General features: G+C 37.8%; 20 protein-coding genes. 7 read left to right on the top strand and 13 right to left on the bottom strand.

From position 1 onward, the window contains the following. The first annotated feature begins 8 nt into the window (after positions 1-8). On the top strand, positions 9-485 hold the full coding sequence (locus IPO27_12675; GenBank protein ID MBK8847342.1) for a TonB family protein: 477 nt from the start codon (positions 9-11) through the stop codon (positions 483-485). Here IPO27_12675 and IPO27_12670 read toward each other — a convergent pair. The 4 genes from IPO27_12670 to IPO27_12655 all read right to left on the bottom strand — a co-directional run bounded on the left by IPO27_12670 (position 482) and on the right by IPO27_12655 (position 5,754). Further along, positions 482-1,729, bottom strand: coding sequence for an LTA synthase family protein (locus IPO27_12670; GenBank protein MBK8847341.1), 1,248 nt, complete (start codon positions 1,727-1,729; stop codon positions 482-484). The genes IPO27_12675 and IPO27_12670 overlap by 4 nt on opposite strands. 14 nt (positions 1,730-1,743) lie before the next feature. Further along, positions 1,744-2,394 (bottom strand): hypothetical protein, encoded by a 651-nt coding sequence (locus tag IPO27_12665; GenBank protein ID MBK8847340.1) that lies wholly within the window; start codon positions 2,392-2,394, stop codon positions 1,744-1,746. 88 nt (positions 2,395-2,482) lie between these two features. Then, on the bottom strand, positions 2,483-5,008 hold the full coding sequence (locus IPO27_12660; GenBank protein ID MBK8847339.1) for a CotH kinase family protein: 2,526 nt from the start codon (positions 5,006-5,008) through the stop codon (positions 2,483-2,485). 359 nt (positions 5,009-5,367) lie between these two features. Continuing rightward, positions 5,368-5,754 (bottom strand): RidA family protein, encoded by a 387-nt coding sequence (locus tag IPO27_12655; GenBank protein MBK8847338.1) that lies wholly within the window; start codon positions 5,752-5,754, stop codon positions 5,368-5,370. 35 nt (positions 5,755-5,789) lie between these two features. Here IPO27_12655 and IPO27_12650 point away from each other — a divergent pair, with 35 nt between their 5' ends. Beyond that, positions 5,790-6,359: an aminodeoxychorismate/anthranilate synthase component II gene (locus IPO27_12650; protein MBK8847337.1), complete on the top strand. Its 570-nt coding sequence runs from the start codon at positions 5,790-5,792 to the stop codon at positions 6,357-6,359. Between the two features lie 213 nt (positions 6,360-6,572). On the opposite strand, the gene IPO27_12645 is transcribed toward IPO27_12650, so the two are convergent. Then, on the bottom strand, positions 6,573-8,075 hold the full coding sequence (locus IPO27_12645; protein MBK8847336.1) for a DUF92 domain-containing protein: 1,503 nt from the start codon (positions 8,073-8,075) through the stop codon (positions 6,573-6,575). A gap of 198 nt (positions 8,076-8,273) precedes the next feature. Between IPO27_12645 and IPO27_12640 the strand changes: the two genes are divergently transcribed. The 3 genes from IPO27_12640 to IPO27_12630 all read left to right on the top strand — a co-directional run bounded on the left by IPO27_12640 (position 8,274) and on the right by IPO27_12630 (position 11,288). Then, positions 8,274-8,771, top strand: coding sequence for a ClbS/DfsB family four-helix bundle protein (locus IPO27_12640; GenBank protein ID MBK8847335.1), 498 nt, complete (start codon positions 8,274-8,276; stop codon positions 8,769-8,771). 317 nt (positions 8,772-9,088) lie between these two features. After that, complete coding sequence (locus tag IPO27_12635; protein ID MBK8847334.1) at positions 9,089-10,513, top strand: spore maturation protein; 1,425 nt, start codon at positions 9,089-9,091, stop codon at positions 10,511-10,513. A gap of 148 nt (positions 10,514-10,661) precedes the next feature. Then, the gene (locus IPO27_12630; GenBank protein ID MBK8847333.1) at positions 10,662-11,288 is read left to right on the top strand and encodes a hypothetical protein; all 627 of its coding nucleotides are present in this window, start codon (positions 10,662-10,664) and stop codon (positions 11,286-11,288) included. A gap of 51 nt (positions 11,289-11,339) precedes the next feature. Here the strand turns inward: IPO27_12630 and IPO27_12625 are convergent, their stop codons facing one another. The 4 genes from IPO27_12625 to IPO27_12610 all read right to left on the bottom strand — a co-directional run bounded on the left by IPO27_12625 (position 11,340) and on the right by IPO27_12610 (position 15,125). Further along, positions 11,340-12,314, bottom strand: a complete 975-nt coding sequence (locus tag IPO27_12625) for an AAA family ATPase (GenBank protein MBK8847332.1) — start codon at positions 12,312-12,314, stop codon at positions 11,340-11,342. Positions 12,315-12,526: 212 nt separating this feature from the next. Beyond that, positions 12,527-13,786 (bottom strand): T9SS type A sorting domain-containing protein, encoded by a 1,260-nt coding sequence (locus IPO27_12620; protein MBK8847331.1) that lies wholly within the window; start codon positions 13,784-13,786, stop codon positions 12,527-12,529. A gap of 11 nt (positions 13,787-13,797) precedes the next feature. Then, positions 13,798-14,199, bottom strand: a complete 402-nt coding sequence (locus IPO27_12615) for a hypothetical protein (protein ID MBK8847330.1) — start codon at positions 14,197-14,199, stop codon at positions 13,798-13,800. Between the two features lie 56 nt (positions 14,200-14,255). After that, the gene (locus IPO27_12610) at positions 14,256-15,125 is read right to left on the bottom strand and encodes a nucleoside phosphorylase (protein ID MBK8847329.1); all 870 of its coding nucleotides are present in this window, start codon (positions 15,123-15,125) and stop codon (positions 14,256-14,258) included. A 113-nt stretch (positions 15,126-15,238) separates the two neighbouring features. On the opposite strand from IPO27_12610, the gene IPO27_12605 reads away from it, so the two are divergent. Further along, positions 15,239-15,667 carry a thioesterase family protein gene (locus IPO27_12605; GenBank protein MBK8847328.1) on the top strand — a complete coding sequence of 143 codons (429 nt, stop codon included), beginning with the start codon at positions 15,239-15,241 and terminating at the stop codon, positions 15,665-15,667. Beyond that, positions 15,627-15,956 (top strand): hypothetical protein, encoded by a 330-nt coding sequence (locus tag IPO27_12600; protein ID MBK8847327.1) that lies wholly within the window; start codon positions 15,627-15,629, stop codon positions 15,954-15,956. Before IPO27_12605 ends, IPO27_12600 begins: the two co-directional genes overlap by 41 nt. 168 nt (positions 15,957-16,124) lie before the next feature. Here the strand turns inward: IPO27_12600 and IPO27_12595 are convergent, their stop codons facing one another. From IPO27_12595 to IPO27_12580, 4 genes are all read right to left on the bottom strand, one after another. Further along, positions 16,125-17,150, bottom strand: a complete 1,026-nt coding sequence (locus tag IPO27_12595) for a hypothetical protein (protein ID MBK8847326.1) — start codon at positions 17,148-17,150, stop codon at positions 16,125-16,127. Next, positions 17,117-18,073, bottom strand: a complete 957-nt coding sequence (locus IPO27_12590) for a hypothetical protein (protein MBK8847325.1) — start codon at positions 18,071-18,073, stop codon at positions 17,117-17,119. The genes IPO27_12595 and IPO27_12590 overlap by 34 nt, the downstream gene beginning before the upstream one ends. A gap of 57 nt (positions 18,074-18,130) precedes the next feature. Beyond that, a complete protein-coding gene (locus tag IPO27_12585) occupies positions 18,131-18,769 on the bottom strand; it encodes a hypothetical protein (protein MBK8847324.1) in 639 nt (212 codons plus the stop codon). Between the two features lie 8 nt (positions 18,770-18,777). Next, positions 18,778-19,167: hypothetical protein (locus IPO27_12580; protein ID MBK8847323.1), on the bottom strand; the 390-nt coding region annotated here is incomplete at its 5' end.

Raw genomic sequence — 19,167 nt, 5'->3', positions numbered from 1 at the left:
TTTAAAGAATGAAAAAAAACAGAAAGCCTGAAAGTTTTATAAGCAAAACATTCTATCCAGGTGGGCCCGAAGAATTGCGCAAGTTTATATTAAGCGAAATGAAATATCCTGAACTTTGCCTAGAAAAGGGAATTGAAGGTGTAGTGCAAATGCAGCTTGATGTAGATAACAAAGGCAACACCAGTAATATCAAAATTAAAAGTGGTGTTCACGAATTAATAGATGCTGAAGCAATGCGCATAGCATCGCTTTTAAAATTTGCAAAGACACATAATCGTGGAGTACGCATTACCTTTCACGAAACGTTGAATATACAATTCAGCATTACTGAATACAAAATACGTCATGCCGAAGTTAAAATTACACACCCAACAGGAATTCGTGTTGTTTATTCTACCACACCTGCGGTTGCATCCGACAAACCAGCTGAAAGCCCAAAACCACAAGAACAGGTTTACAATATTTCGATTAAGTTGAATGATTAACGCGCTGTTCGTATGGCCATTTTATTTTTTATCATACGGTTGTTGTACTGCTGCACCGATGCCTTTAGGCGCTGTTGCATAAAGCCTTCAGATTCAACATTGGTTTTTAAATTTTGCTGCAATAAGCTATCGCTCGCATGATGATATAATCCTATAAATTTTTCTCCATCAAACTCAAGCAAGCTATCCTTGCTTATCAATTGATAAGCACCATTGCCATATTGTATTACGGTATTGGCAGAATCGAGCAATGCATTATTACCAAATGAATAAACATAGTTGTTATACCCCAAGTAACCAAGTAATGTAGGATAAATATCAATTTGCTGTATACAAGTATTTACTTCGTTGTGCACCGGTCTCTTTGCATCATAAATCAACAGCGGAATTTCGTATAGGCCCTTCCTTGTTTGATAATATGGTAAGGTGCGATGACTAGTATGATCTGCAGTTATAACAAAAACAGTATGCTCATACCAATCTGTTTTTTTTGCCATGGCAAAAAAATTACTTAAAGCATAGTCAACATAATTAACAGAACTCAAAAAAGGATGGTTGCCTTTCTTTACCAATTCTTTGTAATCATCGGATATGGTGTATGGATGATGCGAGCTCAATGTAAAAATGGTGGAACAAAATGGGGTATCGAGTTGTGTCATTTGCCTGCAGGCAAATTCAAGAAATGGTTTGTCGAATACACCCCAATTGCCATCATAATCTTTGTTGCCGTATTCTCTTCTTCCAATGTATTTGTCAAAGCCAGCTGCTAGCGTAAAGTTATCAAAGCCCATGGTTCCATTGTTACCCCCATGAAAAAAAACAGTACTATATCCTTCCTTTTTCAGCACGGTAGCAATCGATTCAAATTGTGGGGGGGGGGGGGGGGGGGGGAATTGATTGCCGTTGTAAGGCGAAGAAATAAAAGTGTTGTTCATCCACGAAGGAATACCTGCTACAATTGCCGGAATACCTTCTATACTCATAGTGCCATTGGCATAGCTATTCGAAAATTCGGTAGCGTGCAAGCGCAACGAATCGAGGAAAGGTGTAAAATTATTTTGCGGAGTATATGCACCAATGTACTCCTTGCCTATTCCTTCGAGAATAATGATGACTATATTTTTCTTATCGAAATCAGTATTGCCACTTGTTACCCTTTTAATATATGGAGCGATGTTGTCGCATTCCTCATTCGAAAAGTAGTTTTTAGTTTCAATCGTTTCTTGCCCATAAGAGCGGATCATGGTATAAGTCGTATTCAACACAAAAGGTGCATTGGTTGTATTTGCTTCAGCCGATGCTGTTTGAATACCTGCATGGGCTTAATACTTAAGCTACCGCGCACAATGCCAAAACAGAGGCCGCAAATTATTATACCCAAAAATAAACGTAGCACAATTTGCTTCCATCCCGCATAATTGTATTTGATGTCTTTATACTTAGGATAAAAAATGATTAAGATCGCAACAAACGAGATCAGAAATACGGGAGCCTTCCAAAAATCGATGGCCATATCAGTCAGGTTATTTCCGGTGTCGGTTCCCATGGTCCAAATGCGCAGGGCATCCATAGTGCTTCGTTTATGCGAAAAAGGGAAATAAGCTAAATCGATAAAATTAAAGGCAAAAAAAACTGTATTGCAAAGTAAAAATAAGGTGAATAGTAAATGTTGGAATACTTTATTGTGAAACAAACCAAAACAAAACAAATGCATCAAAATAAAAAGCACATTGGTATAAATAATAGCTGCCATATCGAACCTTACCCCATGCACAAAAAGCATACATATGTTGCTGCTTGCCGTATCAAGAAATGCAAAATTGAAAACAACAAACAATAGTCTCAATACCAGGTAAACCACCTGAAGCAGAAGTATGCGCTTTAGTAATAGTTTATATTCAATAGACATAGAAGGCATTCTGAGTTAAAGTGCAAAACAATAAAAAAACCACCGGTTTAATTTCCGGTGGTTTAATATATTATGATTATAAAGAGATTTACTTTACGTACATCAATTTAGTTTCAGCTTTGTGACCACCGGCAATCATCTGAACATAATACACTCCGGCTGGTAATTGGGTGCGACCAAAATCTACATTTACCATGTAGTTACCTTTTACCATTTCGATATTGCTTACCAAGGTAGCAACTTCAGTTCCAAGGTTATTGAATATTCTGATATTTACCGATGCATTTTCAGGAAGGTAATACTCCACTGTTGTAGCACTATTAAATACAGAAGGAAATGCGCTCATATGCGGAACCGATCCTTCGTGCTCCAAAAATCCAATTCCAAAGGTAAGATGTGCAGTTATCGTATCTGAAGCATTTGGGTTAACTGTAATATCTACACTGGTATTAATCGGATTAATGGTATTTACATTGGCCGACCAATTGGCAAAGGTGTATCCGGGGTTTGCGTCTATATGAAATTTGTTATCCATACCACCAAAATATTTTCCGGTAAAAGGAAGTTGCGTATGCTTTAAAGTATTAAAATCAATAGAGCCTCCATTAGTAGGATTTGCAGTAATGGTTATATCATAAGGTCCTGTAAGTTGATAGCAATTAATAAATCCATTATGCATCCAATTGCAACGGTTTTCAATAAATTGGCGCAGTGTATTTTTGTTAGCAACCCAACCGCTGTAACTTCCGCCCCAACGTGTAGCATGTGCTGCCATCTCAGGATCAATTACAGCTACAACACTATCAAATTCTGCAAGCATATTGCTACAACTCCATACGGTATTCCACATATCAATCTGACGCGAAATATAATATTGATTAAAGCCAGGGTTCTGACGTAACTTATTCAAAACATCAATGTGAAACTGTGGGTCGCTTACTTGCGAGCTGTTTTCTACATCGCAAGGGTCGCTGTCATATAGGGTTCCTGGTACATTAGTATAGTTAATATAATGATCGAAGGTAGCATCATTATCCCATAATATATAACCCCATTTTAAGTGCGTACCGGTGCTATCCATTCCACGCCACCAACCTGTATTATAATTTAACCAATCGGTACAAACGGTAAATGTATTGGCAATAACATAATCCACTAAACTGGTTACATCATACTGATCGTAGACAAACTGATACTTCGCTGGATCGCTAAAATTATTTGAACTGTTTAATATATAACTGCGCAAAGAGCTATAAGCGGTAAGTGAAGCCTGGCCTCCATATTGTGCCCATGTGTTTCCCCATGTTTCAATAAACTGCAAGTTATATTTATCTTGTCCATAATAGAATTTAGTATTATCATGATCATCAGGATTATCACGAATATCATACACACCCCAGTATTGACCATTTAAATACACTACAACTTTTCTTGCTCTGCGTACATCCAGGTTCATACCTCCTCTAATAGCAAGTGTATGAATATAGGCATCGCGTAAGTGTGCACTTCCTGCATTGGCTGAATTAAAATCAGCAGGATAATTATCGTCTCCGGCAGCACGTATCATCACACGCTGATAACTATCGCGAGGCGAGTCAAGAAATATTTGCTCACGAATGGCGTCCGTATACCCATGCTCATCTCTCGAAATAAAATCAAGACTTCTTTGACTTAGCACCCAAGAGTCTTGTCCATGACGGTTAAACTCACCATACGAATGTCCAACACGATTTCCGGTTGTATCATACAACTCAAAAGATCCGTGAGGTTCAAGATTTCCATTTCCATTAGCCAAACTTGTTAATGAGGTAGCCGACACAGACACAATTGGAAGCGTATGAGAAACATTGATAAAAAGTGTTTGGTACTCTATAAAACTTGGCAGTACTCCCTGATTGCTGGTGTATGTTATTGCCTTCAATACCTTTGTTGAACTTACAGTAATTGGCGCAGAATATACTGGAGATGCATTGGTGGGTTCGCTGCCGTCAATCGTATAACGAATGATGGCATTACTGTCGTTTGTAGTTATGGTAACCGTCTGGGCCGAAGCATAATAGCCACCATTTACACTGTAATCAGGTTTATCTGCATAACGAATGTATTGCAATGCATTATTATTAGTACCATTAGGAGTAGGCACTGTAAATACTCCCCATGTAGAACCTCCATCAGGTTTACGGCCGCGCGAATGGCCATTCTTGGTTTGCTTGCTAAGTTTTACATAATCAAGAATTACACCCGATGGGTCTGAAATAACAATAAACTCGCTATTCTTTTTGGTTTGAGTTAATTTAAAGTTTACATGCAAATGGGGTAATGATACCTCGTTGCGGCCCGAAGCCCAAACGCGTAAAAAACCATTTGCTGCAATAGAAACATTAGGTGGTATTATATACTTATTGTTAACCAACGAATCATCGCTTAGATAATAACCAGCCAGATTAACAGAGCTTGCACCTGCATTATATATTTCGAACCAATCGTTGTAGTCGCTATGATTGTCAACATACTGTGTAAGATTACTACACGAGTATTCATTAACTACGAGTTGCGCTTTTGATCCGAAAACGCAGCATAATACTAATAGAACGCTAAATAACTTTTTTTTCATTCTGATATAATTTTATTCGTTAAAATTTTTTGGACTTGCTTTTTAAAATGATTTTCATGAATCCTATGGAGTACAAATGTAACAATTGAATAATTAAAAAAAAAATAACCGCAAGTTTGGGTTAAATACTGAAAAAGGAGAAGGATCTGAAAGCATAACCTTTAAAAGTCCAAACAAAACATATAGATACCGTCAGTAAATCATCCAAACTAAGCAATATATTCTTCAACCTGGTAGGCATGAACTTACACAATCAAAGGTTGCATTCTTTCAATAATTAAAACTTTGAATACAACACTTTCCGTTGTAATTATCCCATAGAGTATAAAGCGTTTATTTACAAAAAATATTTTTTGCGCTTAGTCTTTAACAGCAACAACTGATATTTCAACATTTACATCCTTTGGAAGACGTGCTACCTGAACTGTTTCGCGTGCTGGAAAATTCTTACTGAAGAAGGACCCATACACTTCATTGACTTGAGCGAAACTATTCATGTCCTTAAGAAAAATACTGGTTTTAACTACTTGCGCCAAGCTCATGCCTGCCGCATCAAGCACTGCAGTAATGTTTTTCATAACCTGGGTGGTTTCTTCAATAATATTATCCAGAGCCATAGCACCCGTTTCCGGAATAATTGCTATTTGTCCACTAACATATATTGTATTGCCTATCAATACTGCTTGACTGTAAGGTCCAATAGGTTTTGGTGCCTGCTCGGTAAATATGATTTTTTTATTATCCATAAGAAAATTAATTTGCGCGTAAATTTTTTTCAAATATGCACATTTTAGTCATTGATAATTACGATTCGTTCACATATAATCTTGTGCACTATTTAGAAAAATATGAGGGTATAAAAACCAGTGTTTTTTTAAATGATAAACTTACGCTTGAACAAGCCGCAGAATTCGATGCAATACTGATTTCGCCCGGCCCGGGTTTACCGGAACATGCAGGTATTACTTTGCCTCTGCTACAAAAATATGCCCCTACAAAAAAAATACTTGGTGTATGTCTTGGATTGCAGGCTATGGGAATTTGTTTTGGAGCAAAGCTCAAAAACCTTAAGCAGGTTCAGCATGGTATTGCCCAACCAACCGTTATTGTAAAACCGGATTTACTTTTTGCTAATATTCCCAACGAATTTGAATGCGGCAGGTATCACTCGTGGGTGGTTGATGAAGATGACTTTCCCGACAGCCTCGAGATTACCGCTATAGATAAAGAAAACAACATCATGGCAGCAAAGCACAAGCAATTTAATTTGCGTGGAGTGCAATTCCATCCCGAGTCGGTACTCACCCCCTATGGCGAACAATTAGTTTACAACTGGCTTTTTCATTGCTAATCAAATCTTGATTGAAAATTGGTTTTTTTGTTTAGCAATTTTAATACGTGTCAATTGCGTACGTAATTATTACAAACAGTTGGCACAGAATTTTGGCATGTGCTACTAGTGATTTTACTGAAAATATGCAAAGCTATGGTTTTAGGTACCATTGCCCTTTTGCTTTGCCGCAAGATTGCATGCGCAACTGTAAGTGTAAGAGCAGATACATGCCTATTGTGGTATATTAATTAAAAGAACGGCTAGCAAACTAATAATGATGTTCGCTAGAATGTTTACCATATCATTGGTCATCCAACGCATACCGGAAATTAATTTATCACCCGGATGTTGGGGCACATCGCTAACTGTATCGGTATGCATATACTTTGCTTGTAGACAGGCCCCAATTATGCTGTCTGCAATACTACCAGCAAAACCTAATGTTGTTATTAAAACAAATGCTTTTGCATAATTTGTAGAAAGATAAAAAACGCCAACTGCGGCTATGCACGCAGCACCAACTGCGGCTGCCAACGTTCCGGGTAACGAAACTCCGCCTGAAACTCCTGTCGGCAATTTTTTAAAATTTATAATATGTACCGTTTGTCTACGCATGTAAATTCCAATTTCGCTGCTAAGCGTATCGGCTGTGCTCACTGCTATGCTAACAAGGTACACCAGGTACCAATCGGTGTTGGCTGTTATACCATAACACCAAATGCAAACTAAACCAACACCACCGTTGCATATTACCTGAATATAATCGCGAGGCCTTTTAGATTTAGCATCGCTGCTTACTCCTGATTTTTTATTAAGCTTTGAAGCAAGACTTCCGCTAACAAAGAATAATAGTATTGGTACGGACCATGCTAATCCGCCTATACCAAAAACAAAAAAAGCAAGTGCAAGTGCTGTAAGTGAACCACTCAACGATAACAACTTATATCGGTATGCTGCCGCAGCAAATAGTACTGCTAGCATCATGGCAAACCAATATTGAACTATGGGAGATGAAGTTTTGTTTTCGAAAAGTAAATGCATCAGTATAGCTGCAACTAATGGTACTGATAAATTATCGCTGCCGCGGGTAGAAACTGCTTCGCATAGCGTAAGCATTAATCCAATAATGATAACAGCACTTATAAAATACGCTACATCCTGCGATAATGGAATAACAGGGAAGCGCCCCGGGAACAACTTTGATAAACCAAAAATAAGGCAGCTTGTTGAAAAAAAAGCTAGGCAGCCCAATAGTGATTTCTTCTCGCTAATTGGTTGAAAATATTTTTTTGAAAATTTAATCCCAACTAAACCTGCAACACTGTCACTCCAGGCCATTATAATCATGGGATAAAAAATTAAATAATTACTATGTGGATGGCATAACACGATTAAAATTAAAAATGCCAATACAAAAAAGAAGATGCCCCAACTGCGATGATGTGCTTGATCTAGCTGAAAAAGTTTTTTGCGAACCGCAAAAAAAAGTATGATAGTAAAAGAAGCCACAATACATACAAATACAATGTGATTTGCAATAATTAATGGAGCAACGGCACAACTTGTAATTGCAGAAATATGAAGCAACTTGCGGCCAAGCGTAGCTTGAACCAATCCATACCTTGTTAATGCTTCACTGGTGATGGTGCTAAACAAAATAATGGTAATAAGACTTATGATAGCAAGAATATCTTCCATAAATTGATGACGAAGTAATAAAATTTTGCCTTGCAAAGTTTTCTTATCCTATATAATTATAACTTCAGCTTGATAAGACTTATAGAATAAAAATTTCTTGATGGACTGGTCTTTTTGGTTAATCAAAAAATAAATTGCTCGCCATACAATGTCAACGATTTATGTTTTTTACTTTTGCTGTATGACAATAAATATAATTCTTGAATAAAAGCCAGTTATTAAAACAAAAACATCATGCCACGACCAACCAACAAACTAGAATTGCTAAGCCTGAGCGAAAAGAATTTTAAAGCCTTAAATAATCTTGTTGACTCCTTTTCGGTTGCAGAACAAAATAAGGAATTTCCTAAGGGTACCATGAACCGAAACATACGAGATGTGCTTGCACATCTATATCACTGGCACTTGCTTATGGCTGAATGGTACAACATTGGCATGAAGGGCGCTTTGCCCGAAGTGCCTGCCAAAGGATACACCTGGAAAACTACACCTGACTTGAATAAAAAAATATGGGAAACCTATCGTGCCACCGACTTAAAAAATGCAAGAAGGCAATTAACTATGTCAAATATCCAAATGATGGAATTAATTGGCAAGCATAGTAACGAGGAACTTTTTGAAAAAAAGAGATATAAATGGACGGGCACCACTTCCTTGGGAGCGTATTTTATTTCGGCTACTTCCAGTCATTACGATTGGGCCTTTAGGTTGATTAAGAAAGCGATGAAATAAATAGGGGAAATGCAGATGCACCTGTTCTAAGCTTATGAATTACCAAACTAACGAATGAGTATTTCATTATTTTATGCTTTATAAAAATTGATTACTTTTTTTTTCCAAAAGACTCGCAGTGATTGTTACCTTGCTATGCAACTTAATAACAAGCACCCGATGGCAAAAAGTTGACCAATAAGTATTTGGCAGCAGACATATTTAGTCACCCCAAGTCAGTATTTTGCTATTGTTTAAATGCTGCGAGAAAGCCATATTTTTCTTGCAACTATTTTATCTATAATTGCATAATCAAACAATTCAACCATTTATAGTTTATGGCGCTAAGCAGGTTTTGGACATTTATAATTATTTCCAGTATTGTATTTATACTATTCAATCTGTTTGCAGGCAACATATACACACTTAGTGGTGTTATCAATGGAAAGCAAAACGATCCGGTGTTAGTAAGTGAAGTTGCTCTTAGTTCGCTAAAGGAAGACACCTTGTTATACAACCAATTAATTTCGGAAAAAACAGCGGAGCATCTTGGAAAAACGTACACACTTGCCAACAATATGATAGTACAAGTGAGCCACGGAAAACAGGCTGCCGATGGATTGTTTCCTACATGTAAAAATGCTATCATAGATATCTGGCTCCCTATAATCGGCTATCTCACTTTTTTCTGCGGGTTGCTTCACTTGCTAAGTGACTCGGATGCAACATCGGGGTTAGCCAGATTACTTTCTCCTTTGTTTAATAAAATTTTTCCTCAATTGCCAAAAGGCCATCCGGCCTTTGGTTTTATGACTATGAACTTTGCAGCAAATTTTTTGGGTCTTGATAATGCTGCTACCCCTTTTGGACTAAAAGCCATGGAGAGTTTACAAGAAACTAATATTGACAAAGACAAAGCATCTGACAGTCAAATTATGTTTTTATGTCTTCACGCGGCCGGACTTACCCTTATACCCACTTCCATCATTGGGTATCGTGCAGCACAACATGCAGCAAATCCGTCCGATATTATGGTGCCATGTATAATTACTTCGTTTATAGGTACCGTAGCAGCCTTAGTTTTTGTTAGCATCAGACAACGCATCAACTTGGTTAACCTTACTATTATTGGCCTGGTAACTGGTGTAAGTGCGTTAATAAGTATGCTCTTGTTTTATATACAAAAACTTGACAGCACTACCAAGTTATCGTTTACTGGCAACCTGAGCAATGCAGTATTGCTAATTATTATTCTATCCATAGTGGGCTATGCGTTTTATCGTGAAAAAATATTTATTGCAAAAAATACCAACCTATTCGACTCGTTTGTGCATGGTGCCAAAGATGGGTTCACAACAGGCTTGCGAATATTGCCTTACATGATTGCTATGCTTGCTGTGCTTAGCCTTTTTAGAAACAGTGGATTGATGAATATACTAATGAGTGGACTTAGCACATTACTTGGATATTTTAATGTGGAAAGGCAAATAATAGATGCCCTTCCTGTTGCACTCATGCGACCTTTTAGTGCCGGAGGCTCACGAGGATTTATGCTCGATGCCATGAAAACCTATGGAGCCGACAGCCTGGCCGGGCAACTGTCCTGTTTGTTTCAAGGTGCAGCCGAAACTACCTTTTATGTAATTGCCCTTTACTATGGAAGTGTTAACATAAAAAACACACGTTACACCCTTGCCATTATGTTGCTGGTAGATTTGGTTTGTGTACTAACGGCTATTGGAGTTTGTAAAATGTATTTTTAATGATAAAAAAAATTAGTTTTGCCTTTACGCTATGCGGCATAATTATTGAACATCCCCGATAAATTTTAAAAAAAATAAAAACAAAAAAGATGATGAAAGTAAAAAAGATGATGAAAGTAAAAATGTATTTAGCCCTGGCATTTATTTTATGCTCCGGCTTATTGACAGCACAAAAACAACAATTTCCGAAACTACTGACAACATTGGGGGAAGCATGAACAATGTTTTTTCGGTGTATATGGAAGGTACCGAATATAAGACTGTAATGAAGGCATGGAAAAGAATGCTTGAAGATCAAAAGGCAAAACTTACTACGGATAAAAATGATGTGAGCGCTGCCAATGCCGTAATCCCATCCATGAGTGCCTCGCCTGTTGCCATTTTTTCTCGCTTGCTCGAAGACAAGGGCGGTGTGCGCCTTACAGCAGCTGTGGTTAAAGATGGGCAATTTGTAAGCACTACTGCTTCGCAGGCAGATGCAGATAATGTAAAGAAGTATCTCTATGATTTTGCTGTTCGTATGAAAAAGAAAGTAGTAGAAGAAGAAGTAGAAAAAGCAGCCAAAGAATTGGAAAAACGTCAGGATGATCAAAAGGATTTGGTGAAAAGAAAGGCCGACTATGAGCGCGACATCGAAGATTATAAACGCAAAATTTCAGATCGTGAAAAAGATATTCAAGACAATATCAAAAAGCAGGAAGATGCCAAGTTGCAAACGGATGACCAATTAAAGCAAGTAGAAGCTTTAAAAAGCAAACTGAACGAAATAGACTAACAAGTCAACTAGATTACAAAAAAAAAGCATATCGTTTGATATGCTTTTTTTTTACAACCTAATTAAGTCGTCAATTATCTTTTCGACCGAAATGCCTTCTGCCTCGGCCTTATAATTTTTCACTATGCGATGGCGCAGTATAGCTGGCGCTATGGCCCTTACATCTTCAATATCGGGGGCATATTTACCATTAAGTATAGCATGGCACTTGGCGCCTACTACTAAAAATTGTGACGCTCTTGGTCCCGCACCCCAGGCAATATATTGATTGGATACTGCTGCCGCAGTGCTTGTGCCGGTTCTGGTTTTAGATGCTAATCCCACAGCATAATTCAATACATTGTCAGGAATTGGAACACGCTTAATTAATTGTTGGTAGGCAAGTATCTCCTCCCCACTTACTATTTTTTTCAGTTCAGGGTTGTATGACGAAGTAGTATTTTTTACCACAGTAACTTCCTCATCAAACTTGGGGTAAGTAAGCAACACGTTAAACATAAATCGGTCTAACTGCGCTTCGGGCAATGGGTAGGTTCCTTCTTGCTCAATCGGATTTTGTGTAGCCAATACGAAAAAGGGACTGTCGAGTTCGTAGCGCTTACCAGCAGCTGTAACAGCGCGCTCTTGCATGGCTTCGAGCAATGCAGCTTGTGTTTTTGGTGGCGTTCGGTTAATCTCATCGGCCAAAATTATGTTAGCAAACAATGGACCTTTAATAAATTGAAAATGGCGTTGCTCATTCAAAATTTCGGTGCCTATAATATCCGAAGGCATTAAGTCGGGGGTAAACTGAATACGATTATACGATAGTCCTAAAACCCGTGCAATGGTATTTACTAAAAGCGTTTTTGCAAGTCCCGGAACACCAACTAATAAACAGTGGCCATTGCTAAATATTGAAATCAGCACATCACGTACTATTTCATCTTGTCCAATAATTACTTTTCCTATTTCTGATCTTAGAGCCGAATATGATTTTCTTAATTCATCGACTGCCTCTACATCTGAGTCATAATTCTTTACCATAGTTTAATACAAAAAATTGAGGCGCAAATTAAAGAAATGTTTTAGACCATTGGTACTCTTTGGTGTAGTTAAGTATGTGTTATTTTGATTAAACATGCATTGCCAACATAAAATTGAAACTAATTGACTGATAATAGCGAAATCTAAGCAGGTTTAGATTCTCCAACTTGCAGGTTTTACAACCCGCGTATCATCAAATAAACTGGCATCATTTAATGGATAATCAATACCTTCCTTACAAGTTCTGATTTATTGGAAGTTACCTTTAGTGTATATAAGCCCGAGTTAAGACTAGCCGTGCTGATATTAAACGAAGGCTCACTGCTGGTAACATTATCATCAAAACACAACTTACCCATAGCATCGTATATACTTACGGTTACACCATCCAGTACATTTGTTTGTATGGTAATAATATTATTGGCTGGATTAGGAAATACCGTAGCTATAAGTTGTTTGCTTTCAGGAATCGAGATTGAAAATATTTCCTGAATACGTTGTGCCAGAAATATGGCTGCGGTGGTATCAAGCAAGACAGCATCATGAATTCCATGGGTATTTCCGGTATAAATAATAGATTGATAATGTTGAGCAGTAAACCCTAGCGTTTGCATACGTGGTTCAATACTGCAACTACCATAGAGGTAAGGATAATTTTGGCCTATGCCAAGAGGCATACCCCATAAGCCTTTTTTATTGTCGCATGCCACAACCGGATCACCAGTTTGATGGTAGCTGAATAAAGGTACATCATTGGCTGTTTCAATTAACAAGGTATCGAGCAATGCACCAAATATATTTACGACAGCCTGTACCTGCGAATTTTGACCATTTTGATTAAGCACACCAAAGATACTTCCTAAGGCAGGTCGTGGTACATTAAGAGTGTTAGTAACTACATTACTTATAGAACCAGCAGCGGGAGGCTCCTCAGCTAATTTATCTACATAAGTCATGTGCATCGCGGTAATGCTGCCTGCACTTGCACCGCCTACAAAAGCAAGATTTACATTTGAGCTATCCTGCGCTGCTCTGCCTTTTAAAAATCGCATAGCACCATGAGCATCCTGAACCGCACGTGGCAGCCCGCACCACCTCTGCCGAATCGTAAGCAAAAGGTGATGGTAAAAAGATGGTTGATAAAATCCCAATCTATAATCAATGGTTGCAGTAACATAGCCACGCTTGGCAAAGTCAATACACATTTGATCCATCTCTTGCCGCGTTCCTTGCACAAAGCCTCCACCGTGTATAAACATCAATATAAGCCGCGAAGTATTATTGTCACCCACAGGCTTGTATATGTCCATGTACAAGTTAGTGTTAGCACCATTATATTGATTATCGACACCATACAATACACTTGCTTCCTTTACAAAGTTATATTGCTGGTCAACATAATTCAGTTGAGTTTTTGTATTTGTAGCAAACAGGAAAGCAATTAGCAGCCATAGTAAATTTCTTTTTTTCATTTTTTATAAAATTAAAATCCTAGAAACATTTTTCGATTAAACTTTTCTTTCGAAACAAAACTATATTCTTTTTTGAATATAAATTTACGCACTGTAAAATTTCCGACATAAGTTACCTGTATATCCTCACCGTTAATCATTTCTTGTAATGAATTTTTCAAAAGCCTTCCTGTCGAAATATTGCACGCAATGGGTACTTTAAATTCAGTGTTTGCCGGAAGTTTAATCTCATTTTGCAAAATTACATATGCAACCGTATCATTTGACTCACTCACAATTTTTACATCAATATTTTCTAAAGCGCATCCAACACCATTCGGATTAAAAAACACCAAGTCCATTTGCAATTCAGGATTAAGTTTAAGTTTCGCAACTTTCAGCTTTTCGTATCGTTTGTATTGCAAAGGTTGCATTGTACACGATGTTAGTAATGCAAAGAGGTAAATAGATACAATCAAATAAACTATTCTCATAAGGTAGCCAGTCGGTCTAAGGTGGTTTCAATCATCTCGTTCAGGCTTTTCTTATAATCTTTGCTGAATTCCTTCCGCACCCTGTTTGCAACAATTACATTCACACTTGCACAGTGATGTCCTAAAATACTGGCAAGGCCAAACATGGCACTGGTTTCCATTTCAAAATTGGTAATGCGTAAATCATTAAATCGATAATCACTTAAGAGGTCAATCATATTGGCACGCGCCAAAGGCGCGCGTACCATGCGCCCCTGCGGACCATAAAAGCCGCAACAAGATGCAGTAATGCCTTTGAACATTCCTTCGCTTACTGCATCCAACAACAATTTGCTACCTTTAAATAAATATGACTGGGCAAACGTATTGTAATGAGGATAATATTCCTGAAATTTCTGAATGATTGCCTTTTCGTCTTCCGTATTTTCATAGCGATAAAAATTTAGCAGGCCATCTAATCCTAAGCCATAGAGTGAGAAAACAAAACTATCAGGGGCAATATCTGCTTGCAGTGCACCGCTAGTGCCTAACCTTATCAACTTTAGCGCTGTCTTTTGGTCTTTTATTACACGCTTATCCAGGTCTACATTTACCAATGCATCTAGTTCGTTATAAACGATATCTATATTATCTGTGCCAATGCCGGTAGAAATAACAGTCATTCTGCGGCCTTTATACGTGCCGGTATGCGTTACAAATTCGCGCTTCTGCTTGCGTATTTCTATTTTATCAAAAAAATCGCTTACTGTTTTGGTGCGGTCCGGGTCGCCTACATTGATAATGATATCCGAAATGTCCTCAGGCTTTAGATTAAGGTGATATACACTTCCATCAGGATTTAAGATTAATTCTGTTTCTGCAATCATAGCTTAGTATTCTTTATTGGGTAAACATAAAAAAGAAATTGAAGTTGCACAAACCGATTTTAAATATCATTTTATTGATAAGTATGGGAAGTTTACTTGTTTTGCATTTTAATATGTCACGTTTTGTTATAGAGTTTCCGCAAAATCTGCAGGTTTATGAATGTTTGTTAACCGTGCGCGTGTACGACCTTAACTATGGAAATCACCTAAGCAACGATAGGGTGCTTAGCCTGGCGCACGAGGCACGTGTGCTTTACTTACAATCGATTCAAAGCACTGAGCTCAATTTTTTTGGCAACGGCATTATCATGACCGATGCGCAAATTGTGTATAAAAACGAAGCGTTTTTGAGTGATGTTCTTAATTTTTCGATTGCAATAAAAATTACAGGACGGGCCTCCTTTGATATTTTCTATCGCATTCAAAAAGGTGATAAAGAAATTGCCATTGTAAAAACCGGCATACTCTGTTACGACTACGAGCGTAAAAAGGTAGTATCCAATCCAGAAAAATTTTTTAGTTATTGTAGGTGTACCAGCTAACAACTATGGACGTCAGGAACCAGGCACTAACAAGGAGATTGCAGAATTTTGCAGCAAAAATTATGGGGTAACCTTTTTGGTTGCTTCAAAACTATCAGTTGATGGAGATGACCAACATCCAATGTTTAAGTGGTTAACTCAAGCACCCAATCCTGATTTCACAGGAGATATAAAATGGAACTTCGAAAAATTTTTATTTGACGAATCAGGCAAGCTGATTCATCGGTATCGGTCGGGCACCAAACCAATGAGTGAGCAGATAGTGAGCGCCATTGAGTCGAAAAACTAATGTGACTTGCTTTATGCAAATAAACTCACATTGGTTAGTTAAATTAAATAATTAGTTTTAAGGTTAGTAATGTAGTGAGGCCGCAAAAGAAATTTTGCGGCTTCTTTCGTTTACTATAAAAATGCGTTGGGAGCGATACTCATACTTTGTATCTGCTCTTTGAAAAAATTAAGCCATCTCCCCTATTCGCTCTGCAAAATACATGTCCAGTTCTCCCTTGTTTTTAGCCGGAATTTTTCCACGGTAAGAACAGTTGTATTTATCCTTTATAAGTTCGTAGGTAGTACCACTTATATTTATTTTACCTGCTTCAGAGTTTTGTTCCATACGTGCAGCAAAGTTTACAGTATCGCCCCATATATCATAAGCATATTTTTTAAGGCCTACTATGCCAGCTACAATAGGTCCGGTATGCATACCTAGTCTAATCTGAAACGAAAATCCACCACGTGCTGTTTGTTCTTGCTTGCGTTTCTCCATAAAGTCGCGAATTTCGAGAGCTGCATTCAACATATCTTCGGCATGAGTTGAACTGCTTACCGGCAAGCCGGTAACGCATAAGTACGCATCGCCTATAGTTTTTATTTTTTCTACATTATGTTTTTGCAATATCAGGTCGAACGTACTAAAGCATGTATTAATTTCTTCAACCAACACTTCGGCACTCACTTTTTCACTAACAGTTGTAAAATCTTTAAAGTCGGTAAACATAACCGTAACCATGTCGAATGATTTGGCCAATGCCTTTCCGTGTAACTTAAGTTCATTGGCGGTTTCGGCAGGTAATATGTTTAATAGCAAGTCGTCACTTTTTTGCTTTTCCATTTGCAAATCGCGGGTACGTTCTTCCACTTTTTGTTCCAGCATCTTATTCTGATTACGCACAATTCGCTCGTTTTCCAAAGTTTTTTCCATTAGCCTTAATTGTGTTTCACTTTCTTTTTGCAACACATCCTCCTTTTCAACTTCGAAGCGTTGTGTAAGTAAGAATGAAAGTGCCAGCGCTTCCATTACAGTTGCCCAGCCCGAGTAGCTAAAACCAAGAATATACTCCGGCTTGCCAACATTGATATACGCGGCCTCGGTAAGTACAAGCAAGAAATATGCGAAATAGGTAAGAGCAAAAAGGTATCCAAAGCGGTTGCCACTTCGGCCTACCACTACACCAATGTATGGCCCATAATAAAGAAGCACAATAGCGAGTGCAACGTGTTTATAGGTTGCTTAATTGGAAAAGGAAGGAAGAATTCGATTATCCACCAGGCAAAAAATATAACTACGGCCCAGATAGTAAACTTGTACACACGGGGTTTGTATTTCTTCACTTCTAGAAACCACAAACAATAAAGGGTTTGTAGTGTTACTCCAAAACAAGGAATTATGGTGTACCAAAATAGCATATCCACCTTATTGAAAAAATATACAATAAAACCATCAACAACGATTGCTGAGTACGTAATAAATATTAATACCATGATAGCATTAAACAAATACAGAAATTGTCGCATGGAGAAAAAGAAAAACATGTTACTGAGAAAAACGAACAACATTAATCCCAAATAAATTCCATAAACAAATTTCAGATAGATGGTTTTTTCATCATACTCTGGCTTGGTATAAATACGCAAAGGTATTGGGCCGGAGTTTGTAGTGAGTCGCAAATAATAATCGCGTTGGCCTGTTAAGAGTGGAAAAACCTGAAACGAACTCTTTACGGCACGGTCTTTAAATTCTGTATTGAATCCGGCTTGCCAACAAACGGTTTTATTGCTGTCATCTTTATAATAAAGATCGCAGTCGGGCAATCCTGCTTGCGTTACCTCCAACAGTAAGGGCGCAGCCATCGAATTATCAAGTGAAAACTTAACCCAAAACACCGACAGCGTATATCCCAAAATAAGGTTAGTGGATTCGGAGGGCTTATACTGCTTGCTGTAGCCGTCACCACGTGCTTGCTCAAAAGTAAGGATACCATTTGCATCTTCCAATATAGTCACCTTATTGCCGATTTCCAATTTTTTTTCTTCTCCATCCCATTTAAGAGGTTGTGATTGCAAAGTTGATGTCACCATATACAACATCGCAACAATAAGCAAGGATGTAATTTTTTCTTTCATCTGATAGTTTTTATCATTACACAAAAAGAATTATAAACTAATATTGATTCTTGATTTTTAATATACAGGACTCTCGTACTTAGCAAAGTTGGTAGGAATATTTAGCGTGAATGCAAAACATATCCACCAAACCAAACAATATATACCAAAGGGTAGATAGCCATAAAATCCCATCACGGGCATTTCAAAAACATGAAATTTATTTATAAATGGAACATTATAAACCCAGTACCCTGGCAAGTGCGAATGTAGCACTCCACCTTCATGCGTTGCACTCAGGAAGTTTTGCCCTTCAAGCAAAAATCCTGATACCAGATAGGTAAGGGCAGTAAGCAGCACAGGCGACCAATTACCTTTGGTAATTGGTGTAAACGGTGACCATATACCAAGTAAGTCTAACATGCATGTAAGTATAAACAAGGGTGCCAACCATATTACAGGACAAAGAATATCAGGCATAAAACTCATTAAAAATAATCCTATATAAGAGGCTACAAGTATCAGGACCTGCATGTTTTTTCCAAAGCGAATTTTTATCCCATTCTGATAAAGACTTACAAATCGGGGAAATGAATTAAACAAACTATAAAACTGGAAACCCAATGGCAACAAAGCAGATGATGCAAAAATTGCATACGTACAAAACTGAGCATCGGGAATCATTTCACCATTAGGATAATACCAAAATTCAAGCACGAAAAAATTTAAGTATTCAAAATGAGCCATCCGGCAGTAGATGATACACCAATACCAACCAACTCTTGGATCGTTATTGAACATAGATTTGCCTCCGGTTCGTTTATAAACAATGCCATCCAATAAAAAGTTAAACCCCAATAAAGCGGCACATAAGCCCAATTGAGCAGCCATTTAGGTGAAGAAAAATGACCTAACAAAAATCCCAATACTACCAGCCAAACACCTCCACCCCACCAAAACCAAGAAGGGAAGGCTACTTTAGGACGTGGTGTAGTATTGGTTATAGGCAATGGTTTTTTAAACCCAAACAAACGTGGGAAAACGTATATCATCATCGTTACCACGAAAAAAAAGCCCACGCCATAAAATACGATCCAACTGAAATCATCATAGGT

Source organism: Bacteroidota bacterium (assembly GCA_016714535.1).
In the GTDB taxonomy this organism is placed as follows: Bacteria; Bacteroidota; Bacteroidia; order AKYH767-A; family OLB10; genus JADKFV01.
The sequence above is the reverse complement of the archived record's forward strand: the minus strand, read 5'-3'. Positions and strand labels throughout refer to the sequence as shown.

Excerpts from the sequence above, each read along its gene's own strand:
- IPO27_12670 (MBK8847341.1), bottom strand. The coding sequence starts at position 1,729 with ATGATCCGCTCTTATGGGCAAGAAACGATTGAAACTAAAAACTACTTT.
- IPO27_12660 (MBK8847339.1), bottom strand. The coding sequence starts at position 5,008 with ATGAAAAAAAAGTTATTTAGCGTTCTATTAGTATTATGCTGCGTTTTC.
- IPO27_12650 (MBK8847337.1), top strand. The coding sequence starts at position 5,790 with ATGCACATTTTAGTCATTGATAATTACGATTCGTTCACATATAATCTT.
- IPO27_12655 (MBK8847338.1), bottom strand. The coding sequence starts at position 5,754 with ATGGATAATAAAAAAATCATATTTACCGAGCAGGCACCAAAACCTATT.
- IPO27_12675 (MBK8847342.1), top strand. The coding sequence starts at position 9 with ATGAAAAAAAACAGAAAGCCTGAAAGTTTTATAAGCAAAACATTCTAT.
- IPO27_12630 (MBK8847333.1), top strand. The coding sequence starts at position 10,662 with ATGCTCCGGCTTATTGACAGCACAAAAACAACAATTTCCGAAACTACT.
- IPO27_12615 (MBK8847330.1), bottom strand. The coding sequence starts at position 14,199 with ATGCAACCTTTGCAATACAAACGATACGAAAAGCTGAAAGTTGCGAAA.
- IPO27_12610 (MBK8847329.1), bottom strand. The coding sequence starts at position 15,125 with ATGATTGCAGAAACAGAATTAATCTTAAATCCTGATGGAAGTGTATAT.
- IPO27_12635 (MBK8847334.1), top strand. The coding sequence starts at position 9,089 with ATGGCGCTAAGCAGGTTTTGGACATTTATAATTATTTCCAGTATTGTA.
- IPO27_12640 (MBK8847335.1), top strand. The coding sequence starts at position 8,274 with ATGCCACGACCAACCAACAAACTAGAATTGCTAAGCCTGAGCGAAAAG.
- IPO27_12590 (MBK8847325.1), bottom strand. The coding sequence starts at position 18,073 with ATGAAAGAAAAAATTACATCCTTGCTTATTGTTGCGATGTTGTATATG.
- IPO27_12625 (MBK8847332.1), bottom strand. The coding sequence starts at position 12,314 with ATGGTAAAGAATTATGACTCAGATGTAGAGGCAGTCGATGAATTAAGA.
- IPO27_12620 (MBK8847331.1), bottom strand. The coding sequence starts at position 13,786 with ATGAAAAAAAGAAATTTACTATGGCTGCTAATTGCTTTCCTGTTTGCT.
- IPO27_12665 (MBK8847340.1), bottom strand. The coding sequence starts at position 2,394 with ATGTCTATTGAATATAAACTATTACTAAAGCGCATACTTCTGCTTCAG.
- IPO27_12605 (MBK8847328.1), top strand. The coding sequence starts at position 15,239 with ATGTCACGTTTTGTTATAGAGTTTCCGCAAAATCTGCAGGTTTATGAA.